This is a genomic window from Amycolatopsis sp. NPDC041971, assembly GCF_055588925.1.
In genome coordinates this window covers 13,092-30,559 of sequence record NZ_JBVJCE010000012.1, presented here as the reverse complement: position 1 = coordinate 30,559, position 17,468 = coordinate 13,092, and the positions used below count along the sequence as shown (strand labels likewise).

Annotated in this window: 20 protein-coding genes; 9 read left to right on the top strand and 11 right to left on the bottom strand. The window is 68.7% G+C overall.

What is annotated here, in order from left to right:
• Nucleotides 1-179: 179 nt before the first annotated feature.
• Nucleotides 180-599 (bottom strand): cytochrome c oxidase subunit 4, encoded by a 420-nt coding sequence (locus tag ACZ6DT_RS23080; protein WP_465598730.1) that lies wholly within the window; start codon nucleotides 597-599, stop codon nucleotides 180-182.
• 40 nt (nucleotides 600-639) lie between these two features.
• A complete protein-coding gene (gene ctaC / locus ACZ6DT_RS23075; RefSeq protein WP_465598729.1) occupies nucleotides 640-1,578 on the bottom strand; it encodes an aa3-type cytochrome oxidase subunit II in 939 nt (312 codons plus the stop codon).
• 193 nt (nucleotides 1,579-1,771) lie between these two features.
• Here ctaC and asnB point away from each other — a divergent pair, with 193 nt between their 5' ends.
• Together asnB and ACZ6DT_RS23065 are read left to right on the top strand one after the other, a co-directional pair.
• The gene (gene asnB, locus ACZ6DT_RS23070) at nucleotides 1,772-3,706 is read left to right on the top strand and encodes an asparagine synthase (glutamine-hydrolyzing) (RefSeq protein ID WP_465598727.1); all 1,935 of its coding nucleotides are present in this window, start codon (nucleotides 1,772-1,774) and stop codon (nucleotides 3,704-3,706) included.
• Nucleotides 3,707-3,762: 56 nt separating this feature from the next.
• Nucleotides 3,763-4,416 (top strand): alpha/beta fold hydrolase, encoded by a 654-nt coding sequence (locus ACZ6DT_RS23065; RefSeq protein WP_465598725.1) that lies wholly within the window; start codon nucleotides 3,763-3,765, stop codon nucleotides 4,414-4,416.
• Between the two features lie 141 nt (nucleotides 4,417-4,557).
• On the opposite strand, the gene ACZ6DT_RS23060 is transcribed toward ACZ6DT_RS23065, so the two are convergent.
• Nucleotides 4,558-5,544, bottom strand: coding sequence for a carbohydrate kinase family protein (locus ACZ6DT_RS23060; RefSeq protein ID WP_465598724.1), 987 nt, complete (start codon nucleotides 5,542-5,544; stop codon nucleotides 4,558-4,560).
• 141 nt (nucleotides 5,545-5,685) lie between these two features.
• Here ACZ6DT_RS23060 and ACZ6DT_RS23055 point away from each other — a divergent pair, with 141 nt between their 5' ends.
• On the top strand, nucleotides 5,686-5,874 hold the full coding sequence (locus ACZ6DT_RS23055) for a hypothetical protein (RefSeq protein ID WP_465598722.1): 189 nt from the start codon (nucleotides 5,686-5,688) through the stop codon (nucleotides 5,872-5,874).
• A gap of 86 nt (nucleotides 5,875-5,960) precedes the next feature.
• On the opposite strand, the gene ACZ6DT_RS23050 is transcribed toward ACZ6DT_RS23055, so the two are convergent.
• Nucleotides 5,961-6,338, bottom strand: coding sequence for a HesB/IscA family protein (locus tag ACZ6DT_RS23050; RefSeq protein ID WP_465598720.1), 378 nt, complete (start codon nucleotides 6,336-6,338; stop codon nucleotides 5,961-5,963).
• A 143-nt stretch (nucleotides 6,339-6,481) separates the two neighbouring features.
• Here ACZ6DT_RS23050 and ACZ6DT_RS23045 point away from each other — a divergent pair, with 143 nt between their 5' ends.
• Entirely contained in the window at nucleotides 6,482-7,138 is a 657-nt protein-coding gene (locus ACZ6DT_RS23045) for a DUF3043 domain-containing protein (protein ID WP_465598718.1), read from the top strand.
• A 122-nt stretch (nucleotides 7,139-7,260) separates the two neighbouring features.
• A complete protein-coding gene (locus ACZ6DT_RS23040) occupies nucleotides 7,261-8,250 on the top strand; it encodes an aldo/keto reductase family protein (RefSeq protein WP_465598716.1) in 990 nt (329 codons plus the stop codon).
• An 85-nt stretch (nucleotides 8,251-8,335) separates the two neighbouring features.
• Here the strand turns inward: ACZ6DT_RS23040 and ACZ6DT_RS23035 are convergent, their stop codons facing one another.
• Genes ACZ6DT_RS23035 through ACZ6DT_RS23025 form a run of 3 tightly spaced genes read right to left on the bottom strand, consistent with a single transcriptional unit; the run spans nucleotide 8,336 to nucleotide 10,153 of the window.
• The gene (locus ACZ6DT_RS23035; protein WP_396560583.1) at nucleotides 8,336-8,563 is read right to left on the bottom strand and encodes a hypothetical protein; all 228 of its coding nucleotides are present in this window, start codon (nucleotides 8,561-8,563) and stop codon (nucleotides 8,336-8,338) included.
• On the bottom strand, nucleotides 8,556-9,407 hold the full coding sequence (locus tag ACZ6DT_RS23030; RefSeq protein ID WP_465598714.1) for a phosphoribosylaminoimidazolesuccinocarboxamide synthase: 852 nt from the start codon (nucleotides 9,405-9,407) through the stop codon (nucleotides 8,556-8,558). Before ACZ6DT_RS23030 ends, ACZ6DT_RS23035 begins: the two co-directional genes overlap by 8 nt.
• Complete coding sequence (locus ACZ6DT_RS23025) at nucleotides 9,404-10,153, bottom strand: GntR family transcriptional regulator (protein ID WP_465598712.1); 750 nt, start codon at nucleotides 10,151-10,153, stop codon at nucleotides 9,404-9,406. Before ACZ6DT_RS23025 ends, ACZ6DT_RS23030 begins: the two co-directional genes overlap by 4 nt.
• A gap of 170 nt (nucleotides 10,154-10,323) precedes the next feature.
• Between ACZ6DT_RS23025 and ACZ6DT_RS23020 the strand changes: the two genes are divergently transcribed.
• Complete coding sequence (locus ACZ6DT_RS23020) at nucleotides 10,324-10,728, top strand: hypothetical protein (RefSeq protein ID WP_465598710.1); 405 nt, start codon at nucleotides 10,324-10,326, stop codon at nucleotides 10,726-10,728.
• Here the strand turns inward: ACZ6DT_RS23020 and ACZ6DT_RS23015 are convergent.
• Nucleotides 10,725-11,393 (bottom strand): IspD/TarI family cytidylyltransferase, encoded by a 669-nt coding sequence (locus ACZ6DT_RS23015; protein WP_465599155.1) that lies wholly within the window; start codon nucleotides 11,391-11,393, stop codon nucleotides 10,725-10,727. The two genes, ACZ6DT_RS23020 and ACZ6DT_RS23015, sit on opposite strands and share 4 nt — an antisense overlap.
• 93 nt (nucleotides 11,394-11,486) lie before the next feature.
• Here ACZ6DT_RS23015 and cobT point away from each other — a divergent pair, with 93 nt between their 5' ends.
• A complete protein-coding gene (cobT, locus tag ACZ6DT_RS23010) occupies nucleotides 11,487-12,563 on the top strand; it encodes a nicotinate-nucleotide--dimethylbenzimidazole phosphoribosyltransferase (protein WP_465598708.1) in 1,077 nt (358 codons plus the stop codon).
• A 138-nt stretch (nucleotides 12,564-12,701) separates the two neighbouring features.
• On the opposite strand, the gene ACZ6DT_RS23005 is transcribed toward cobT, so the two are convergent.
• Nucleotides 12,702-13,805, bottom strand: coding sequence for a branched-chain amino acid aminotransferase (locus tag ACZ6DT_RS23005; RefSeq protein ID WP_465598706.1), 1,104 nt, complete (start codon nucleotides 13,803-13,805; stop codon nucleotides 12,702-12,704).
• Between the two features lie 117 nt (nucleotides 13,806-13,922).
• Here ACZ6DT_RS23005 and ACZ6DT_RS23000 point away from each other — a divergent pair, with 117 nt between their 5' ends.
• Nucleotides 13,923-14,234 (top strand): hypothetical protein, encoded by a 312-nt coding sequence (locus tag ACZ6DT_RS23000; RefSeq protein ID WP_465598704.1) that lies wholly within the window; start codon nucleotides 13,923-13,925, stop codon nucleotides 14,232-14,234.
• Here the strand turns inward: ACZ6DT_RS23000 and ACZ6DT_RS22995 are convergent.
• Complete coding sequence (locus ACZ6DT_RS22995) at nucleotides 14,231-14,857, bottom strand: ribonuclease FAU-1 family protein (RefSeq protein ID WP_276362660.1); 627 nt, start codon at nucleotides 14,855-14,857, stop codon at nucleotides 14,231-14,233. The genes ACZ6DT_RS23000 and ACZ6DT_RS22995 overlap by 4 nt on opposite strands.
• Entirely contained in the window at nucleotides 14,850-15,725 is an 876-nt protein-coding gene (locus ACZ6DT_RS22990) for a hypothetical protein (RefSeq protein ID WP_465598702.1), read from the bottom strand. The genes ACZ6DT_RS22995 and ACZ6DT_RS22990 overlap by 8 nt, the downstream gene beginning before the upstream one ends.
• 111 nt (nucleotides 15,726-15,836) lie before the next feature.
• Between ACZ6DT_RS22990 and ACZ6DT_RS22985 the strand changes: the two genes are divergently transcribed.
• Complete coding sequence (locus tag ACZ6DT_RS22985; protein ID WP_465598700.1) at nucleotides 15,837-17,339, top strand: leucyl aminopeptidase; 1,503 nt, start codon at nucleotides 15,837-15,839, stop codon at nucleotides 17,337-17,339.
• Nucleotides 17,340-17,468 lie beyond the last annotated feature (129 nt).

The window sequence follows — 17,468 nt, the reverse complement described above, 5'->3', positions numbered from 1 at the left end:
GGTGGGGTGGTGTGGTTTGTGTTTTTTTCTTTTCTGCCTCCCCCCCCCCCCCCCCCCCCCCCCCCCCCCCCCCCCCCCCCCCCCCCCCCCCCCCCGCGACCCACACGGCGATGGCGCCCATAGCAAAACGGCGCCCCACTCCCATCGGGGGAACGGGGCGCCGTTTCGGCGTCAGAAGGTCACTCGTGGTTCGGACCGGTGTGGTACTCGAAGACCAGCCCGCCGATGGCGACGATCACCAGGCCCAGCGCGATGATCAGCAGCCAGACGTGGAAGAACGCGAGCGCGAGACCGGTCAGCGCGGCGGCCGCCGCGAGACCGATCGGCCAGTAGCTGCCGGGGCTGAAGAAGCCCAGCTCACCGGCGCCGTCGCTGATCTCGGCGTCTTCCCGGTCCTCCGGCCGCGGCTCGATGCGCCGCGCCACGAACTGCAGGTAGCTCCCGGCCAGGAAGGCCAGGCCACCGGTGAGGATCAGGGCCACCACACCGACCGGCTCGACGCCGTCCCGGGTCATCGTTCCGGTCATGTACGCGTAGATACCCGCCACGACGACGGAGAAGACCGCGACGAGGAAGAAAATCCGTCCTTCGACCTTCATGGACGTTGCCTCACTCCTGTTTCGGGCTCGAACAGCCGGGTCAGTTGGACGCGACCCGCGCGGTGCGGTCGGTGTTGAACGGGGTGGTGGTGACGGCGTAGGGCGAGCACAGTTCGCCGCAGTTCATCGCCGTCAGCGCCTCGGAGGCCGTGTTCGGCCTGCCGCTCTTCGGGTTCACCGTGCCGCGGAGCTGGATGTACTGCGCGTACTTGTCCGGCGACAGCGCCCTGACCTCGAAGTTCATCCCCGAGTGGTAGGTGCCGCACAGTTCCGCGCAGCGGCCGACGAACGAACCTTCCTTGTCGATCGAGTTCTGGAAGGTGAAGTCCTGGTTGTTCTTCTCCGGATCCGGCATGACGTCCCGCTTGAAGTGGAACTCCGGCACCCAGAAGGAGTGGATGACGTCGGCCGACCGCAGGTTGTACTGGATCGTCTTGTTCGTCGGCAGGACGAGCAGCGGGATCTCGGTCGAGCTGCCGACCGTGGTGATCTCGGGGTCGTCGTGGTTCTTGGAGTCGCTCTTGTACTTGAACTCCCAGTTCCACTGGAACGCGACGATGTCGACCGTGACGTCCGGGTTCTCCGTCTCGGCGAGCACGCGGTTCTCGGTGGTCGCGGTGAAGAAGAACAGCACGCAGACCATGATCGTCGGGACGACGACCGTGAAGATCTCCAGCGGGATGTTGTACTGGAACTGACGGGGCAGTTCCTCCTCCGCGCCGTCGACGGTCTTCTTCTTGCGGTGGAAGATCGCGGTCCAGAAGATCAGCGCCCAGACGATGACACCGACGACCAGCGCGGCGACGACCGTCCACGTCCACAGGGTGCGCATGTCGTGCGCCTGCGGGGTCACCCCGACGGGCCAGCCGAAGCGGAGGATCTCGTCCCCGGAACAGCCCGTCGCGGTCAGCATCACCAGCGCGGCGAGCGCTGCGACGCGACCAGCCCGCTTAACCGGGATGCGCTCTGGATTTCCCACTGCGCCTTGCCCTTTCACCCAGAGCCTCCTCGACCGATCTTCGTGTTCACGCGGAGCCTAGCCGAGTTGCGGGGCCGCGCCGACCAAGGGGTGACCCCAACACGCGTATCCCCCACCACATCCGGGTGTACACGTCCACCGGCATACTGGGCCCTTCTCCCCGCTCGGCAAACAAGAGGTGTGTGAACTAGACGTGTGCGGCCTGCTTGGACTGATCTGTTCGACCGAAGCCGACGCTGCGAGCGCCCGTGACGCCGTCGACGCGGCCATGCGCTGCCAGCGGCACCGCGGCCCTGACGAGCACGACACCTGGGCCGACGCCGAGGTGGTCTACGGCTTCAACAGGCTGGCCTTCATCGACGTCGACCATGCCCACCAGCCGCTGATCTGGGGCCCGCCGGAGGCTCCCGGGCGCTACACGCTGAACTTCAACGGCGAGATCTACAACTACAAAGAGCTGCGCGACGAGCTCGCCGCCGAGCACGGTGCGAAATTCGCCACAGAGGGTGACGGCGAGGCGATCGTCGCGGCATACCACTACCTCGGCGACGACGCGGTGAAGAAGCTGCGCGGCATGTTCGCCTTCATGATCTGGGACTCCCAGGAGAAGGTCGTCTTCGGCGCGCGCGACCCGTTCGGCATCAAACCGCTGTTCTACTCCGCCGGTCCCGGCAAGGTCGCCTTCTCGAGTGAGAAGAAGAGCCTGCTGGAGCTTTCCAGGTTGCTCGGCGTCGAGGAGAAGCTGGACAAGACGGCCCTGCAGCACTACCTGGTGCTGCAGTACGTGCCGGAGCCCGAGACGCTGCACACCGGGATCCGCCGCGTCGAATCCGGCACGTCGTTCCGGCTGGCGCCCGGTGGCGAGGTCGAGTTCACCCGCTACTTCCACCCGCAGTTCACCGCGAAGCCGGTCAACGGCCAGGCCGAGGCGGACGCGCTGTACGAGCGGATCGCCGACGTGATGCGCGACTCGGTCGGCAAGCACATGATCTCCGACCCGGATGTCACGGTCGGCGCGTTCCTCTCCGGCGGTATCGACTCCACCGCGACCGCGACGCTGGCGAAGGAGCACAACCCGAATCTCATCGCGTTCACCAGCGGATTCGACCGTCAGGGCTACTCCGAGGTCGACGTCGCCGCCGAGACGGCCGCCGCGATCGGGGTGAAGCACGTGGTCCGGGTGGTGTCGGCCGAGGAGATGATGGAGGCGATGCCACTGATCGTCTGGTACCTGGACGATCCGGTGGCCGACCCGGCGCTCGTACCGCTGTGGTTCATCGCCCGCGAAGCGCGTAAGCACGTCAAAGCGGTGCTGTCCGGCGAAGGCGCCGACGAACTCTTCGGCGGCTACACCGTCTACAACGAGCCGATTTCGCTGGCGCCGTTCGAGAAGATCCCCGGCGGGGTGCGCAAGATCCTCGGGAAGGTCTCGACGAAGATCCCGGAGGGCACCCGCGGCAAGGATCTGCTGCGGCGGGGCGCGCTGCCGCTGGAGGACCGCTACTACGGCAACGCCCGCAACTTCCGCGACGAGCAGCTTCGCGCCGTGCTGCGCACTTATGAGGAAGGCGTCGGGTTCAAGGACGTCACCGCTCCCTGGTACCGGATTTCCGAAGGCTGGGACCCGGTCGCGCGGATGCAGCACGTCGACCTGTTCACCTGGCTGCGTGGCGACATCCTGGTCAAGGCCGACAAGGTGACCATGGCGAACTCGCTGGAACTGCGCGTGCCGTTCCTCGACCCCGAGGTGTTCAAGGTCGCCGCGACCATCCCCGTCGACCAGAAGCTCACGCACGGGACCAGCAAGTACGCGCTGCGCCAGGCCTTGGCGAAGATCATCCCCGGGCACGTGCTCAACCGGCGCAAGCTCGGCTTCCCGGTGCCGATCCGGCTGTGGCTGCGCGACGAGATGTACGACTGGGCCAAGGGCATCATCGCCGACTCCCGGACCGACGAACTGATCGACAAGAAGGCCGCCCTGGCGCTGCTCGACGAGCACAAAGCGGGCCAGCACGACCGCAGCCGCCAGCTCTGGGCACTGCTGATGTTCATGCTGTGGCACGGCATCTTCGTGGAGAACCGCATCAAGCCCGAGGTGCCGGAACCCGTCTACCCGGTGAAGCTCTAGTCACGACTCCCCATGCCGGCCTTCACCGTTCAGTCGGTGAAGGCCAGCATGGGGGGATGGACTTCGTCCTCGTGCACGGCACGACGCAGAGCCCGGCGGCCTGGGACCGGGTGGCCAAGGTGCTCACCACCGCCGGGCACCGCGCGATCGCCGTGGACCTGCTGACCCCGGCGGATCTGCCGATCGAGGGCTACGCTCAGCACGTGCGTGAGCAGTACGACGGCGGACGGCCGGTCGTCGTGGCCCATTCCGGATCCGGAGTACTGCTTCCCGCGATCGCCGAAGCGCTCGACGCGCGGGCGATGGTGTGGGCCGCCGCCTACGTCCCCGATTTCGGGGGCGGGAAGAGCCTGCGGGACGAGGCCGGGACCGTGCTCGAACCGGACTGGATCGGCGTGGACCCGACGACCGATCCCGCGAAGGCGTCCGAGTTCCTCTTCCATGACTGCGATCCCGAGACCGAACGGCTGGCACTGGAGAGTCTTCGGCTGTTCAGCCCCGCGGTTCTCGCGACACATCCCGCCGGGCCCGCGCCGGAGATCCCGTCGACGGTGATCGTCCCCACCCGCGATCGCACACTTCGTCCGGATTGGCTGCGCCAGGCCGCCCGGGACCGGCTCGGCGTGACCGCGATCGAGATCGACGCCGGACACTGCCCCCACCTGTCCCGTCCCGCGGAGATCGCCGCCATCCTGACCCGACGCGCCTGAGGGCCTCTTCCGCGTATGTCCGTGAAGGCCTCCTTGAGGGACTTGAATCCATGCAGTGGCGCGCAGCGTCTCCGTTGAGAGTGGTGGCGGGGGCATGGATGAACCCTCAAGGAGGCCTTCACGGAACGCGGCTTCAGCTCACTACGGCAGGATCGCCGCGATCTCCTCGGCGGATTCCGGGCCGAAGGCGTCCTTGAGGCGGCCCAGGACGTCAGCGCGGTCGAAGGCCCATTCCTGCGTGCCCACGGTCTCCAGCACCAGCACGGCGATCAGCGACCCCAGCTGCGCCGAACGCTCCAGGCTGAGGCCGCCGTCGATACCGGCGATGAACCCGGCGCGGAAGCCGTCGCCGACGCCGGTCGGGTCGACCTTGCCGCGTTCCGGGACGGCGCCGATCTGCAGCGCGAGGCCGCCCTTGCCGACGATCTCGACGCCCTTCTCCCCGAGCGTCGTGATCCGCATGCCGACGCGGTCGAGCACGTCGGCCTCGGACCAGCCGGTCTTCTGGAGCAGCAGTTCCCATTCGTAGTCGTTGCTGAACAGGTACTTCGCGCCCTCGACGAAGGCACGCACCTGCGCGCCGTCCATCCGGGCCAGCTGCTGCGAGGGGTCGACGGCGAAGGTGTAGCCGCGCTGGCGGCATTCCTCGGCGTGCCGGACCATGCCTTCGGGGTCGTCCGGGCTGATCAGCACGAGCGACAGTTCACCGGCGTGCGCGGCGACGGGCGCCAGTTCGATGTTGCGGGATTCGGCCATCGCGCCGGCGTAGAAGGTGGCGATCTGGCAGAGGTCCTCGTCGGTGGTGCAGACGAAGCGGGCGGTGTGCGCGACCTCGGAGACCAGCACGCCGGCGGTGTCGACGCCGTGCCGTTCGAGCCACGAGCGGTAGTCGTCGAAGTCGGAGCCCACCGCACCGACCAGGATCGGGCGCTTGCCCAGCACGCCGAGGCCGAAGGCGATGTTCGCGCCGATCCCGCCCCGCCGGACGACGAGGTCATCGGCAAGGAAACTCAGGGACACACGGTGCAACTGCTCGGCGATGAGCTGCTCGGCGAACCTGCCCGGGAAGTGCATGAGGTGATCGGTTGCGATACTGCCGGATACTGCGATCCTGGCGCTGTCTGCCACCGGTTCTCCTTGATCGGTCGGCCTCGCCGAGGCGAGGACGGCTAAGTTACCCGCAGGTCATGCCCCATACGGGTTGCTTCGAGCACGGCCATCAACACTACCGGTTGGTAGTGGTGTCCTCCTCCACCCTGAGTCATTAACTTGTGGTTCGTGACCACTTCCACGTATCACCTCGAGCCGGAATCGATCGGCGAACTCATCGCCGACTGTGCCGGTATCCCGTCGTCCCTCCAGGCCGAGAACCTGCCGCTGCCCCGGCAGAGCGCCCCGCCCTGGACCGTGGACGAGCGGTGCCTCGCCCAGGTCGCCGATCTGGACGCCTACGTCTGATCCCGCCGCGGCATGAAGAGCCGCAGGCATGAAGAAGGGCCGCGACCTGGGTGAGGTTCGCGGCCCTTCTGCATGCCCGATACGGGTCAGTGGAAGCTGTCGCCGCAGGCGCAGCTGCCGGTCGCGTCGGGGTTGTCGATCGTGAAGCCCTGCTTCTCGATGGAGTCGACGAAGTCGATCACGGCGCGCGACACGTACGGCGCGCTCATCCGGTCGACGGCCACGCGGAGCCCGTCGAAATCACGGAACAGGTCGCCGTCGAGCGTGCGCTCGTCGAAGAACAGCTGGTAGCGCAGGCCCGCGCAACCACCGGGCTGGACGGCGATGCGCAGGTGCATGTCGTCGCGGCCCTCCTGCTCGAGCAGGGCCTTCGCCTTGATGGCGGCGGCTTCGGTCAACGTGACGCCGTGGGTCTCCTCGGCGGTTTCGGCCTGAGCTGCGGCTGCCTGCTCAGCGGTCGTCATGGTTCTCCCTCTGGTCGAACTCGCTGCGGGTACTCGTCTTGCATATGGTCCAACACGTCGGAGTCCCGATCTGTTCCCCTCCATGGTGACATATCGCTCGGCCTGGTGCGTGGCACCGTGACGCCCGCGACTACCCTGGTGGGGTGAGGTTCCTGCGCCGTAGCACCACAGACTCCGCCACGACGGACACCGAGACGCCCGGTAACGAGGCCGTCGAGGTCCAGGCCAAGGCGTACACGCCCGGGAAGGGCAAGGCCACGCCCAAGCGGCGTGAGGCCGAGGCCAAGCGTCGTGGCCCGGTGGCGCCCCCGCCGACCACCATGCGGGAGGCGATGAAGCGGAACAAGGAACTCCGCAAGTCCGCGAAGGCCGACCCGGAATACAAGGCGAAGCAGCGCAACGCCGCCAAGGAACGCCGCGAGCGGATGATGGCGGGCGAGGACAAGTACCTGCTCCCCCGTGACCGCGGCCCGGTCAAGGCGTACATCCGTGACCTGGTCGACTCGCGGCGCAACCTGCTCGGCCTGTTCATGCCGCTGGCGATCCTGGTGTTCGTCGCCCTGATCCTGCCCTACCCCGAGGTGCAGCGGTACGCCACGCTGCTGTGCACCGTGATGCTGCTCGGCATGATCGTCGAGGGTGTGCTCAGCGGGCGCCGGATCGCGAAGATGGTCCGCCTGAAGTTCCCGGACGAGACGGTCAAGGGCACCTCCGTCGGCTGGTACTCGTTCATCCGGGCCAGCCAGATCCGCAAGCTGCGAGTCCCCAAGCCGCGAGTGAAGCCCGGCGACAAGGTCTGAGAACCAGTCGGCGGAGCTGGGACGTATCCGCCGTCGATCGCGGTCGCGGGTTCACCGAACGCACTGAGCAGGCGAAACCCAGGTCGTTAGCCAGCCTAACGGTCTGGGGTAGAGTCGCGCCCATGGAGTTTCGACGCCTCGGCCGCAGCGGCCTCAATGTCAGTGAGATCTCGTACGGCAACTGGCTCACCCACGGATCCCAGGTGGAAGAGGACCAGGCTCAGGCCTGCATCAAGGCGGCGCTCGACGTCGGCATCACCACCTTCGACACCGCCGATGTCTACGCGAACACGGCCGCCGAATCGGTGCTCGGCCGCGGGCTGAAGGGCCTGCGCCGCGAAAGCCTGGAGATCTTCACCAAGGTGTACTGGCCCACCGGCCCCAAGGGCCCCAACGACCAGGGTCTCGGCCGCAAGCACATCATGGAGTCGGCGAACGCTTCGCTGAAGCGGCTCGGCACCGACTACGTCGACCTCTACCAGGCGCACCGGTTCGACCGGACCGTCCCGCTCGAAGAGACCTTCCTCGCCTTCGCCGACCTGGTCCGCCAGGGCAAGGTGCTCTACGTCGGCGTCTCCGAATGGACCGCCGAGCAGATCACCCAGGGCGCGGCGATCGCACGTGAGCTCAAGGTGCCCCTCATCTCGAACCAGCCGCAGTACAACGCGCTCTGGCGGGTCATCGAGGCGCAGGTCATCCCGGCTTCCGAACGTGAGGGCCTCAGCCAGATCGTCTGGTCGCCGATCGCGCAGGGCGTGCTCACCGGTAAGTACAAGCCCGGTCAGCCGCTGCCCGAGGGCTCCCGCGCGACCGACGAGAAGGGCGGCGCCAACATGGTCGCCCGCTTCCTCAACGACGGCGTCCTCGAGCGCGTCCAGCGGCTCCAGCCGATCGCGGACAAGGCGGGCCTGACGATGGCCCAGCTGTCCGTGGCGTGGGTGCTGCAGAACCCGAACGTCGCCTCGGCGATCATCGGTGCTTCGAGGCCGGAGCAGGTCCACGAGAACGTCAAGGCGGCCGGCGTGAAGCTGGACGCGGATCTGCTCGCCGCGATCGACGAGACCCTCGACGGCGTCACCGAGACCGACCCGACGCTGACCCGCTCGCCCTGATCCCCACATTCAGTCGCAGTTGGTCGACTAAACGCGGGCGCGTTTTCCCGCGTTTAGTCGACCAACTGCGAGGGTTGTCCTGCGTCTAATCGCCGTGCACCCGGGACTGGTACGCGATCTGACCGTCGAGGTCGAGGGCGTCGCCGGGGGCGCGCAAAGGATCGATTCCCAAGCCTCGCAACAATCTGCTCGCACCGGCGACCCGGTCACCGGTCCGGCCGTCGAGCCGCACCGGCCGGTGGCCGCGCTGGATCAGCAGGCCCTCGACGTCGTCGATCAGCCGGTACGGGTCGTAGACCTGCTGTTCAGGCATGGCCACCGCCGGGAATCCAGGTCTTCCCGGTGATCCTTTCGTAGACCTCGGTGTAGCGCTTGCGGGTCGCCTCGACGATCTCGTCCGGGATGGCGGGGCCGGGCGGCGTCTTGTCCCAGCCGGTGGTCGTGGACCAGTCGCGGACGAACTGCTTGTCGAACGCGTGCTGCGTCCGTCCCGGCTCGTAGTCGCCGGCGGGCCAGAAACGCGACGAGTCCGAGGTGAGGACCTCGTCCCCGAGGGTCAGCACGCCGTCGGCGTCGAACCCGAATTCGATCTTGGTGTCGGCGATGATGATGCCGTTCTTCGCCGCGTGCTCCGCGCCCTTGGTATAGACCTCGAGCGTCAAGTCACGGAGGCGGTCCGCGGTCTCCTTGCCGATGTCGTTCACTACGTCGGCGAAGGTCATGAACTCGTCGTGGCCGGTGTCGGAGATCTTCGTGGTGGGCGTGAAGATCGGCTCGGGCAGCTTGTCGGCCTCGACGAGACCGGCCGGCAGTTCGACTCCGGAGACCTTGCCGTCGCGTTGGTATTCGCGCATTCCGAGACCGGTGAGATAACCGCGCGCGATACATTCGACCTGGATCATCTTCAGCGGCTTGCAACGCGTGGCGCGCCCGGCGAATTCGGCGGGGACGTCGGTCGTGGAGAGAACGTGGTTCGGCACCACGTCGGCCAGCTTTTCGAACCACCAGGCGGAAAGCTGGTTCAGCAGCGCGCCCTTGTCCGGGATCGGGGTCGGCAGCGAGACGTCGTAGACCGAGACGCGATCCGACGCGACGAGCAGAATGTCGCCGTCGATTTCGTAAAGGTCCCGAACCTTACCCGCGTGAATGTGCTTCATGCCCCGTCCTCGATGTTGTATTCGTAGAAAATCCAGTGGCCCGGCAAGGCCGCCGATTCGCCGTACTCGAGTACGTCACCCTCGGCGGACAAGAACCTGTTGCGACTCAACAGAATCGCCGAACCTTCGGCCACACCGAGTTCCGCCGCATCCTCGGCACCCGCCAGCCCCGCGGCGTGCTGAGAATGAGTCGACGCCAGAACACGGCCCGTCCGGTCCGCCACGTATTTGACCGTGCCTTCGACGATCCGCACCGGCTCGAACAGCAAAGGAGCCTTCGCCGCGACAGCGCCGTCGAACCACGAGACCGACGTCGACACCGGCCGGCCTTCGCCCGCGTATGTGGTGCGTCGCCGCCGGATCACCGGAGTACCTTCATCGATTCCGAGCGCGCCCGCCACCCGGTCCGGGGCGGGCAGAAGGCCTGCTTCGCGGATTTTCGCGTAGTGGCCCGGTGGATAGACCTTGCCGGTTCGCGCGATCGAGATCGTCCGGTCGTGCGCGGAGCGGTGCAGCGTCCTGGTCTGCACCACTGTCCCGATCCCGCGTACCGCGCGGACCAGACCTTCGGCGCGGAGCGTCGAGAGCACCTTCATCGCCGTCGCCATCGCGACGTTCCAGTTCCTGGCGATCTCACGCGCGGACGGGACCGTGTCGCCTTCCTTGAGCCTGCCCGAAACGATGTCGTCGCGAATGCTTCCCGCGATCTGGAGATACGGCGGTTCAGGTCGATCGACGGCGGGCAAGGTGACTCCTCACAAGGTCGCGCGGTGCGCACAAGCGTTCTAGCACACCAATGGGCGAGCACCAAGGATCCTGCTCACACCCCATTATTACGTACTAGTACACATTCTGGACGGTGCTCTAGTACACCTGTTACGCTCCGAAGAGTTCCCGAAACCCGTTGGGGGGCTCGATGAACCACCTGAGCATCGACGAACTGCTCGAAGAGCTTCGAAGACGCCGGTGGGTCGTTTACATCTTCGGCCCCCGCGAGGAACCGGAGGTCTGCGCCGCGGTGTTCCAGTGGGACACCTGTGCCGACGTCCTCATCCTCCGCGGTGAGGAACGGGCGACCGCCTTCCGGGTCACCACCCTGCCGGACACGGACGTCTTCCACCCCGCGCTCGTCTCTTGGCAGTACCACTCGACGGCCGCTTGGACCCTGCGCGCGGTGCTCACGATCCCGCCTCCCGGCGACGCCGCCGCGCCGATCCAATTGCTGCAACCACATCCGGACTGCGTGATCCCGATGGACGCGCGCCAGCCGGTCACCATCCTGCCCGCCAAACCGACCACGGCCGACCAGGGAGATCCCTAACCTCGGCCGATCACCTGCTCGGCGACAACGAGGTCGTGCGGGTAGGTGATCTTGAGGTTCTCCGCGCTGCCTGGAACCCACCGCACCGGCAGCGCGGAGAACCTTTCCATGCACGAAGACGTGTCCGTGCCGACGAAACCCTCGCGCTCGGCCGTTTCGTACGCCGCGAGCAACGGGGCGGCGCGGAAACCCTGCGGCGTCTGCACCCGGATCGCGCCGGGCAGCGCACCGGAAACGGTGTCGCCGTCCACGCGCACGATGTCGTCGGCCGCGACCCCTGGCACCGCTCCCCCGTACCGCCGCGTGTCGGCGAGGACGTCCGCGATCAGTTCCGGGGTGACGAGCGGACGGGCCGCGTCGTGCAGCAATACCGCGTCGATCTCGCCGCTCTCGATGCGGGAAGTCAAGTGGCGCAAGGCGTTCAGCTCCGAACCCTGCCGCGTCGCGCCGCCGTGGACGAGTTCGACCTCACCCGGATGCGCGGCGAGCACTTCCCGCGCGAGTCCGGTGTCCTGCGGCCGGATGACCAGCACGAGCACGTCGATACCGGACACGCGGGCGAAGGCGTCGAGCGACCACGCGACGACCCGTTTGCCCGCCACCGGCAGGTACACCTTGTTGAGCTTGGCGCCGACCCGGGTGCCCGCTCCGCTCGCGAGCACCACCCCGGCGGCCTTCGTCTGAGCCACAGGCAACTCTGGCACAGGCGGGTGGGTAGGTTGGGCTCGGCCACCGAAGCGATCCGAAGGGGCAGGGCGTTGGACGACGATATCCTCGAGTTCGCCGAAGTCGAGCAGCCTGATGAACACGCGCGCTCGGCGGCGATCGCCTTGCATTCGAAACTGATCAAACCGGCCGGATCACTGGGCAGGCTCGAAGAACTGGGCGTATGGGTCGCGGCCTGCCAGGGCCAGTCGCCGCCACGTCCGTTCACGCGGCCCCGGGTCGTGGTGTTCGCCGGAGACCACGGCATCGCCGCGAAGGGCGTCTCGGCGTACCCGGGCGAGGTCACCGCGCAACTCGTCGGCAGCATGCTGACCGGAGGCGCGGCCATCAACGTGCTGGCGGCCTCGGCGGGCGCGAGCGTCCGCGTCGTCGACATGGCCGTCGACAGCGACGCCCCCACCACGCGGTCGATCGGCGAGTTCAAGGTGCGGCGCGGGTCCGGCTCGATCGACGTCGAGGACGCGCTGACCGACGAGGAGGCGCGCGCCGCCGTCCGCGCGGGCCGGGCGATCGCCGACGCCGAGGTCGACGGCGGGGCCGACCTGCTCATCGCGGGCGACCTCGGGATCGGGAACAGCACCCCGGCCTCGGTACTGGTCGCGGCGCTGACCGGCAGCGAACCGGTGGCCGTCGTCGGCCGCGGTTCGGGTATCGACGACAACGCCTGGATGCGCAAGGCCACGGCCGTCCGTGACGCGCTGCGGCGGGCGAGGACCGTGCTGGCCGACCCGGTCGCGCTGCTGCGCACCGCCGCCGGCGCCGACATCGCCGCGATGGCGGGATTCCTCGCGCAGGCCTCGCTCCGGAAGACGCCGGTGATCCTGGACGGCCTGGTCGCCTCCGCGGCCGCGCTGGTCGCCGAGGAACTCGTCCCCGGCGCGCGGCAGTGGTGGGCCGCGGGCCAGCGCGGCGGCGAACCCGCGCACGCGCTGGCGCTGGAGCACCTCGACCTGGAGCCGATCCTCGATCTGGACGTGCGCCTCGGCGAGGGGACGGGCGCGGTCGCGGCTCTTCCGCTGGTGTTCATGGCGACGCGCGTGCTCGCGGAGATGGCCACACACGAGCAGGCCGGGGTGAGCGGGCCGCTGATCGAGGCTCCCTCTTCCTGAGGCGCCCCCTGCGCAATTAGTCGCCTGAATGCGGCGGCCCGACCCCCTCAAACGCCATGAACGGTCCGTTACTTGCGAATTTCGCAAGTAACGGACCGTTCATAGCGCGCCCGGACACCCTCAAGCGGGGACCGGGGCTCAGCCCAGCGGGTACATCCAGCCTTCCGGAGCGGGCCGGGTGCCCTCCTGGATCCCGGTCAGGGCGCCGCGCAGCTTCATCGTCAGCTCACCTGGCTGCCCGCCCGCGACGGAGAAGTCTCCGCCCGCGTGCTTCACGTGCCCGACCGGGGTGATGACCGCCGCGGTCCCGCAGGCGAACACCTCGGTCAGCTCGCCGGAAGCCGCCGCCTTCTCCCACTCGTCGGTGGAGACGCGCCGTTCCTCGACCTGGTGCCCGAAGGACTTCGCCAGCTCCAGCAGCGACTTGCGGGTCACGCCCGGCAGCAGCGAGCCGGTCAGTTCCGGGGTCACGACGCGGGCCTCGTCTCCGGAGCCGAAGACGAAGAACAGGTTCATCCCGCCCATCTCCTCGACCCAGCGCCGCTCGACGGCGTCGAGCCACACGACCTGGTCGCAGCCCTTCTCCACGGCCTGCGCCTGCGCGACGAAGGACGCCGCGTAGTTGCCGGCGCACTTCGCCTCACCGGTGCCACCGGGAACGGCGCGCACGTACTCGGTCGAGAGCCACACGCTCACCGGCTTCACGCCACCGGAGAAGTACGAGCCCGCGGGCGAGCCGATCAGCGCGTAGAGGTACTCGTTCGCGGGCCGGTTGACGCCGAGTCCGGCTTCGGTGGAGATCATGAACGGCCGCAGGTACAGCGACTCGCCCGGCTTCGTCGGCACCCAGCGGGAGTCGACCGCGAGGAGCTCGCGGATCGAGTCGAGGAAGACCTCCACCGGCAGCTGCGGCATGGCGAGGCGCTCGGCCGAGTTGCGGAACCGGATCGCGTTCGCGTCGGGCCGGAACGCGGCGAGCGAGCCGTCCGGCTGGCGGTACGCCTTGAGACCTTCGAAGATCGCCTGGCCGTAGTGCAGCACGGAGGTCGCCGGGTCGAGTGTCAAAGGCGCGTACGGCCCGACGGTGGCATCGTGCCAGCCCTGCTCGGCACTCCACTTCACCGTCACCATATGGTCGGTGAAGTGCAGGCCGAAGCCGGGTGCGGCCAATACGTCCGCGACGCGTTCCGGGCTCGCGGGGCTCGGGTGCGGGAGGTGGGTGAACTGCGTCGAGGTCGTCATGACTTAGACGATAACGCTTGGTCGGACCCACGTTAGTCGGACGTCCGCATATCTTTACCTACCGCGATCTGTCCGCCGGGACGAACACGCGAGGCCTCGCGCCTCTAGGATGGCAGGGTGACGTTAAACCCCATGCAGCCCGCCCACCCGGCCAAGCCTGCCGCTTCCGGCGCGGGGGCCGACATCAAGACGTTCGCGACCGCGGTACTGCTGACCTTCGGCACCGGCGTGCTGATGATGGACGGCTGGGCCCTGCTGGACAGCGGCTTCGGCGCGTTCCTCGGCCTGATCGCCGGCGGTTTCGGCATCTTCTGGTGGCGAAGCATCCACGGCAAGGTGTTCCCGCGCCGGCTGTCCACCAAGTCGGTGGTCATCCTCACGGTGATCAACGTCGTGCTGGTGCTGCTCCTGCTCCTCCAGGTGAGCTAGAGCAACCCCTCGGGGAGGGCGGGCGCGGGCCAGTCCGGCTCCGGCCGGAAGTCGGTCCACGTCCCGTCGAAGGGGAAGCGGCCGGCGTCCGCGAGTGCCCCGATCCGTTCCCCCTCGGCGCGCAGCCGCTCGAGCTGACCGGCGGTGATGCGGCCGGCGAGGACGGCCTCTTCCGCCTCGTCCTCGTCCTTCCACCGCCAGCGTCCGCCGGGCTGGACGGCGACGTCGAGGATGCCGTCGATCCGGTCGGGTCCGGACGGCGTGCGCCCCAGCGGGACCTCGAGGTTGACGTACCAGTTCAGGAAGCGGCCCTCGGCGTCGAAGAACCACCAGACCGACGACCATTCGTCGTCGGCGATGCGGCGCAGTGTCGAGGTGTCGCGCCAGAAGTCGGCCACCCGCACCCTCGGTACCCGGAACCGCTCCGCCAAGGGCGCCTCGCGGAAGAACCGCCCGTCGGCGAGCCTGCTGCCGATGATCGGGGTGTCCGCGGGCAGCCAGCCGAGCAGCACGGTGCCGTCGTCGGCGAGGACGCGCAGCGGATGGTGCTGGCCGATCGAGCCGTCCGGTCGCAGGAAGCGCTCGACGACCGTGTCGCCCGGGGTCCAGAGAGGATCACGCACGCCTTGCACGGTACCGACGGGCGCGGACCCGCAGAACCAGTTCGCCGAGCGTTCCCACTCCCGCCAGCCCGAGGGCCACGACCGGCCCAGCGAAGGCGGCCGCGACGGCCACGATCAGTCCACAAGCGAGTGTCGCTTTCGGACGTTCCGGGGAAAGCCTCTCGTGGGCGTCGGTGAAGGCGTCCACCGCGACGGGCACGGTCACCACGGCGACCACCACGGTCAGCACCGGCAGCAGCGAGACCGCGTCGGCCGCGGCGAGGAGCTCGCGGAACGACGTCGGCGAAAGCCCCAGCCGGACCGGTCCGAGCTGGTAGAGGGCGACGGCGGTGATCGCCACGGCCACGGCGCCCATCGCGGCCGCGCGGCCCGCGCCGGGACGGCGGGGCAGCAGGAACGGCAGCAGCACCAGCACGGCGAGGCCGAGTCCGGGTGCGGACGGCGGGTCCGGCGCGATGAACTGCGCCAGCGGCGGGATGCCGAGGCAGATCGCGATCAGGGACGCGGCCGCGGCCAGCGACAGACCGGTGATCCAGCGCGCGGCGTAGTCGCCGAGGCGGACACCGGCAAGGTCGGCGACGGCCGCCACGACGGCGAACACCGCGGCGGCGGCTCCCGGCGCGGACGGGAAGAGGTACTGCCCGAACGTCGTCGCGAAGACCAGGACCAGGCCCAGCCGCGAGACGGAGCTCGCGATCCGTTCGGGCCGGGTGTCGCCCACCGGCGGCAGCAGCGCCTCGGCCGCGACGGCGACCACGGCCGCGAACACGACGGCGGCGAGTACCCAGTAGTCCGCTCCGGACGTGCCCACCGCCAGTGCGATGAGCAGCCCGCCCGCCAGCCGCACGCCGTCTCCCTTCCTGTGCACGGAGTGACCCGGTCGGCCCCGCTGTTACCCCAGGTCCCACTGTCATTAGCATGGCTCACGATCCAATCGGGCAGCCGCCCGGTACCACCGCGAACGCGCGAGGAGCCAGAAGTGACCGTGCCGAAGCTTGCCCTGACCGAGAACGCCGGAGCGGCGCTTGCCAAGACGCGCGCCGACGTCGTCGTCATCGGAACCCTGCAGGGCGAGGACGGCTTGGCGCTCGCCGCCGGTTCCTCCGGCGCCGACGCCGCCTTCGACGGCAAGCTCGCCGAGGTCCTCGGCATTCTCGGCGCGTCCGGCAAGGCCGACGAGGTCGTCAAGGTACCGACGCTGGGCAAGCTGCCCGCCGGTGTCGTGCTGGCCGTCGGCCTCGGCAGGGCGGGCGCGGACGGTGTCACCGCCGAGCAGGTCCGACGGGGCGCAGGTGCCGCCGGGCGGGCGCTGAGCGGGACCGACCGCGCGTTCGTCACGCTGTCGGCGATCGACCTGCAGGCCGCCGTCGAGGGCATCGTCCTCGGCGCGTACTCCTTCACCGAGTACCGCTCCGAGAAGGGCGACGGACCGGTCGCCAAGGTGGACTTCGCGAGCCCCGAAGAGGGCACCGCCAAGGACCACAAGGCGACGCTGAAGGCCGCCGGCCTGATCGCGGAGTCGGTGATCATCGCCCGCGACCTGATCAACACTCCGCCGAACGACCTGTTCCCGGCCTCCTTCGCCGACCGCGCGAAAACGCTGGCCGAGGCGAACGACCTCGACTTCGAGGTCCTCGACGAGAAGGCCCTCAAGCGCAAGGGCTTCGGCGGCATCCTCGGCGTCGGCGGCGGCTCGTCGCGTCAGCCGCGCCTGCTGCGCCTCGCCTACAAGCCCGCGAAGGCGTCGAAGAAGGTCGCGCTGGTCGGCAAGGGCATCACCTTCGACTCGGGCGGCATCTCGATCAAGCCCGCCGCGAACATGGACCACATGACCTCGGACATGTCGGGCGCGGCCGCCGTGCTCGCCTCCGTGGTGCTGGCCGCGAAGCTGAAGTACCCGCTCGAGGTCGTCGCGCACATCCCGCTGGCGGAGAACCTGCCCTCGGCCACGTCGTACCGGCCGGGCGACGTGCTCAGCATGTACGGCGGCAAGACCGTCGAGGTGCTCAACACCGACGCCGAAGGCCGCCTCGTGCTGGCCGACGCGATCGTGCGCGCGGGCGAGGAGAACCCCGACTACCTGATCGAGACCTCGACCCTGACCGGCGCGCAGGTCGTCGCGCTGGGCAACCGCACCGCGGGCGTCATGGGCTCGGACGAGTTCCGCGACCGGATCGCCTCGATCGCGCAGGCGACCGGTGAAGGCGGCTGGGCGATGCCGTTGCCGGAGGAACTGCGCGCCGACCTCGACTCCCGCCTCGCCGACCTGGCCAACGTCACCGGGCACCGCTGGGGCGGCATGCTCGCCGCCGGCATCTTCCTGCGCGAGTTCGTCAGTGAGGGCCTGCCCTGGGCGCATATCGACATCGCGGGCCCCTCGTTCAACACCGCCGGGCCGTGGGGCTACACCGGCAAGGGCGGCACCGGCGTCCCGGTCCGCACCATCGCCGCGGTCCTCGCGGACATCGCCGCGAACGGCTGACCCGGTTCAAAACGCGGGTGAGGGGACCCCCCCCCGTTTTTCCGAGGGAAGGGGGGGCCCCCCCACTGTGGGTTTTGGGGGGGGGAAGGGTTTCCCCGAAACCCCTTGTTGTGCGAGTTGCTTCCTTGT

Coding starts and splice junctions, on each gene's coding strand:
- ACZ6DT_RS23030 (WP_465598714.1), bottom strand. CDS start 9,407: ATGAAGCACATTCACGCGGGTAAGGTTCGGGACCTTTACGAAATCGAC.
- ACZ6DT_RS23080 (WP_465598730.1), bottom strand. CDS start 599: ATGAAGGTCGAAGGACGGATTTTCTTCCTCGTCGCGGTCTTCTCCGTC.
- ACZ6DT_RS23020 (WP_465598710.1), top strand. CDS start 10,324: ATGAACCACCTGAGCATCGACGAACTGCTCGAAGAGCTTCGAAGACGC.
- ACZ6DT_RS23035 (WP_396560583.1), bottom strand. CDS start 8,563: ATGCCTGAACAGCAGGTCTACGACCCGTACCGGCTGATCGACGACGTC.
- ACZ6DT_RS23005 (WP_465598706.1), bottom strand. CDS start 13,805: ATGACGACCTCGACGCAGTTCACCCACCTCCCGCACCCGAGCCCCGCG.
- ACZ6DT_RS23040 (WP_465598716.1), top strand. CDS start 7,261: ATGGAGTTTCGACGCCTCGGCCGCAGCGGCCTCAATGTCAGTGAGATC.
- ACZ6DT_RS23065 (WP_465598725.1), top strand. CDS start 3,763: ATGGACTTCGTCCTCGTGCACGGCACGACGCAGAGCCCGGCGGCCTGG.
- ACZ6DT_RS23050 (WP_465598720.1), bottom strand. CDS start 6,338: ATGACGACCGCTGAGCAGGCAGCCGCAGCTCAGGCCGAAACCGCCGAG.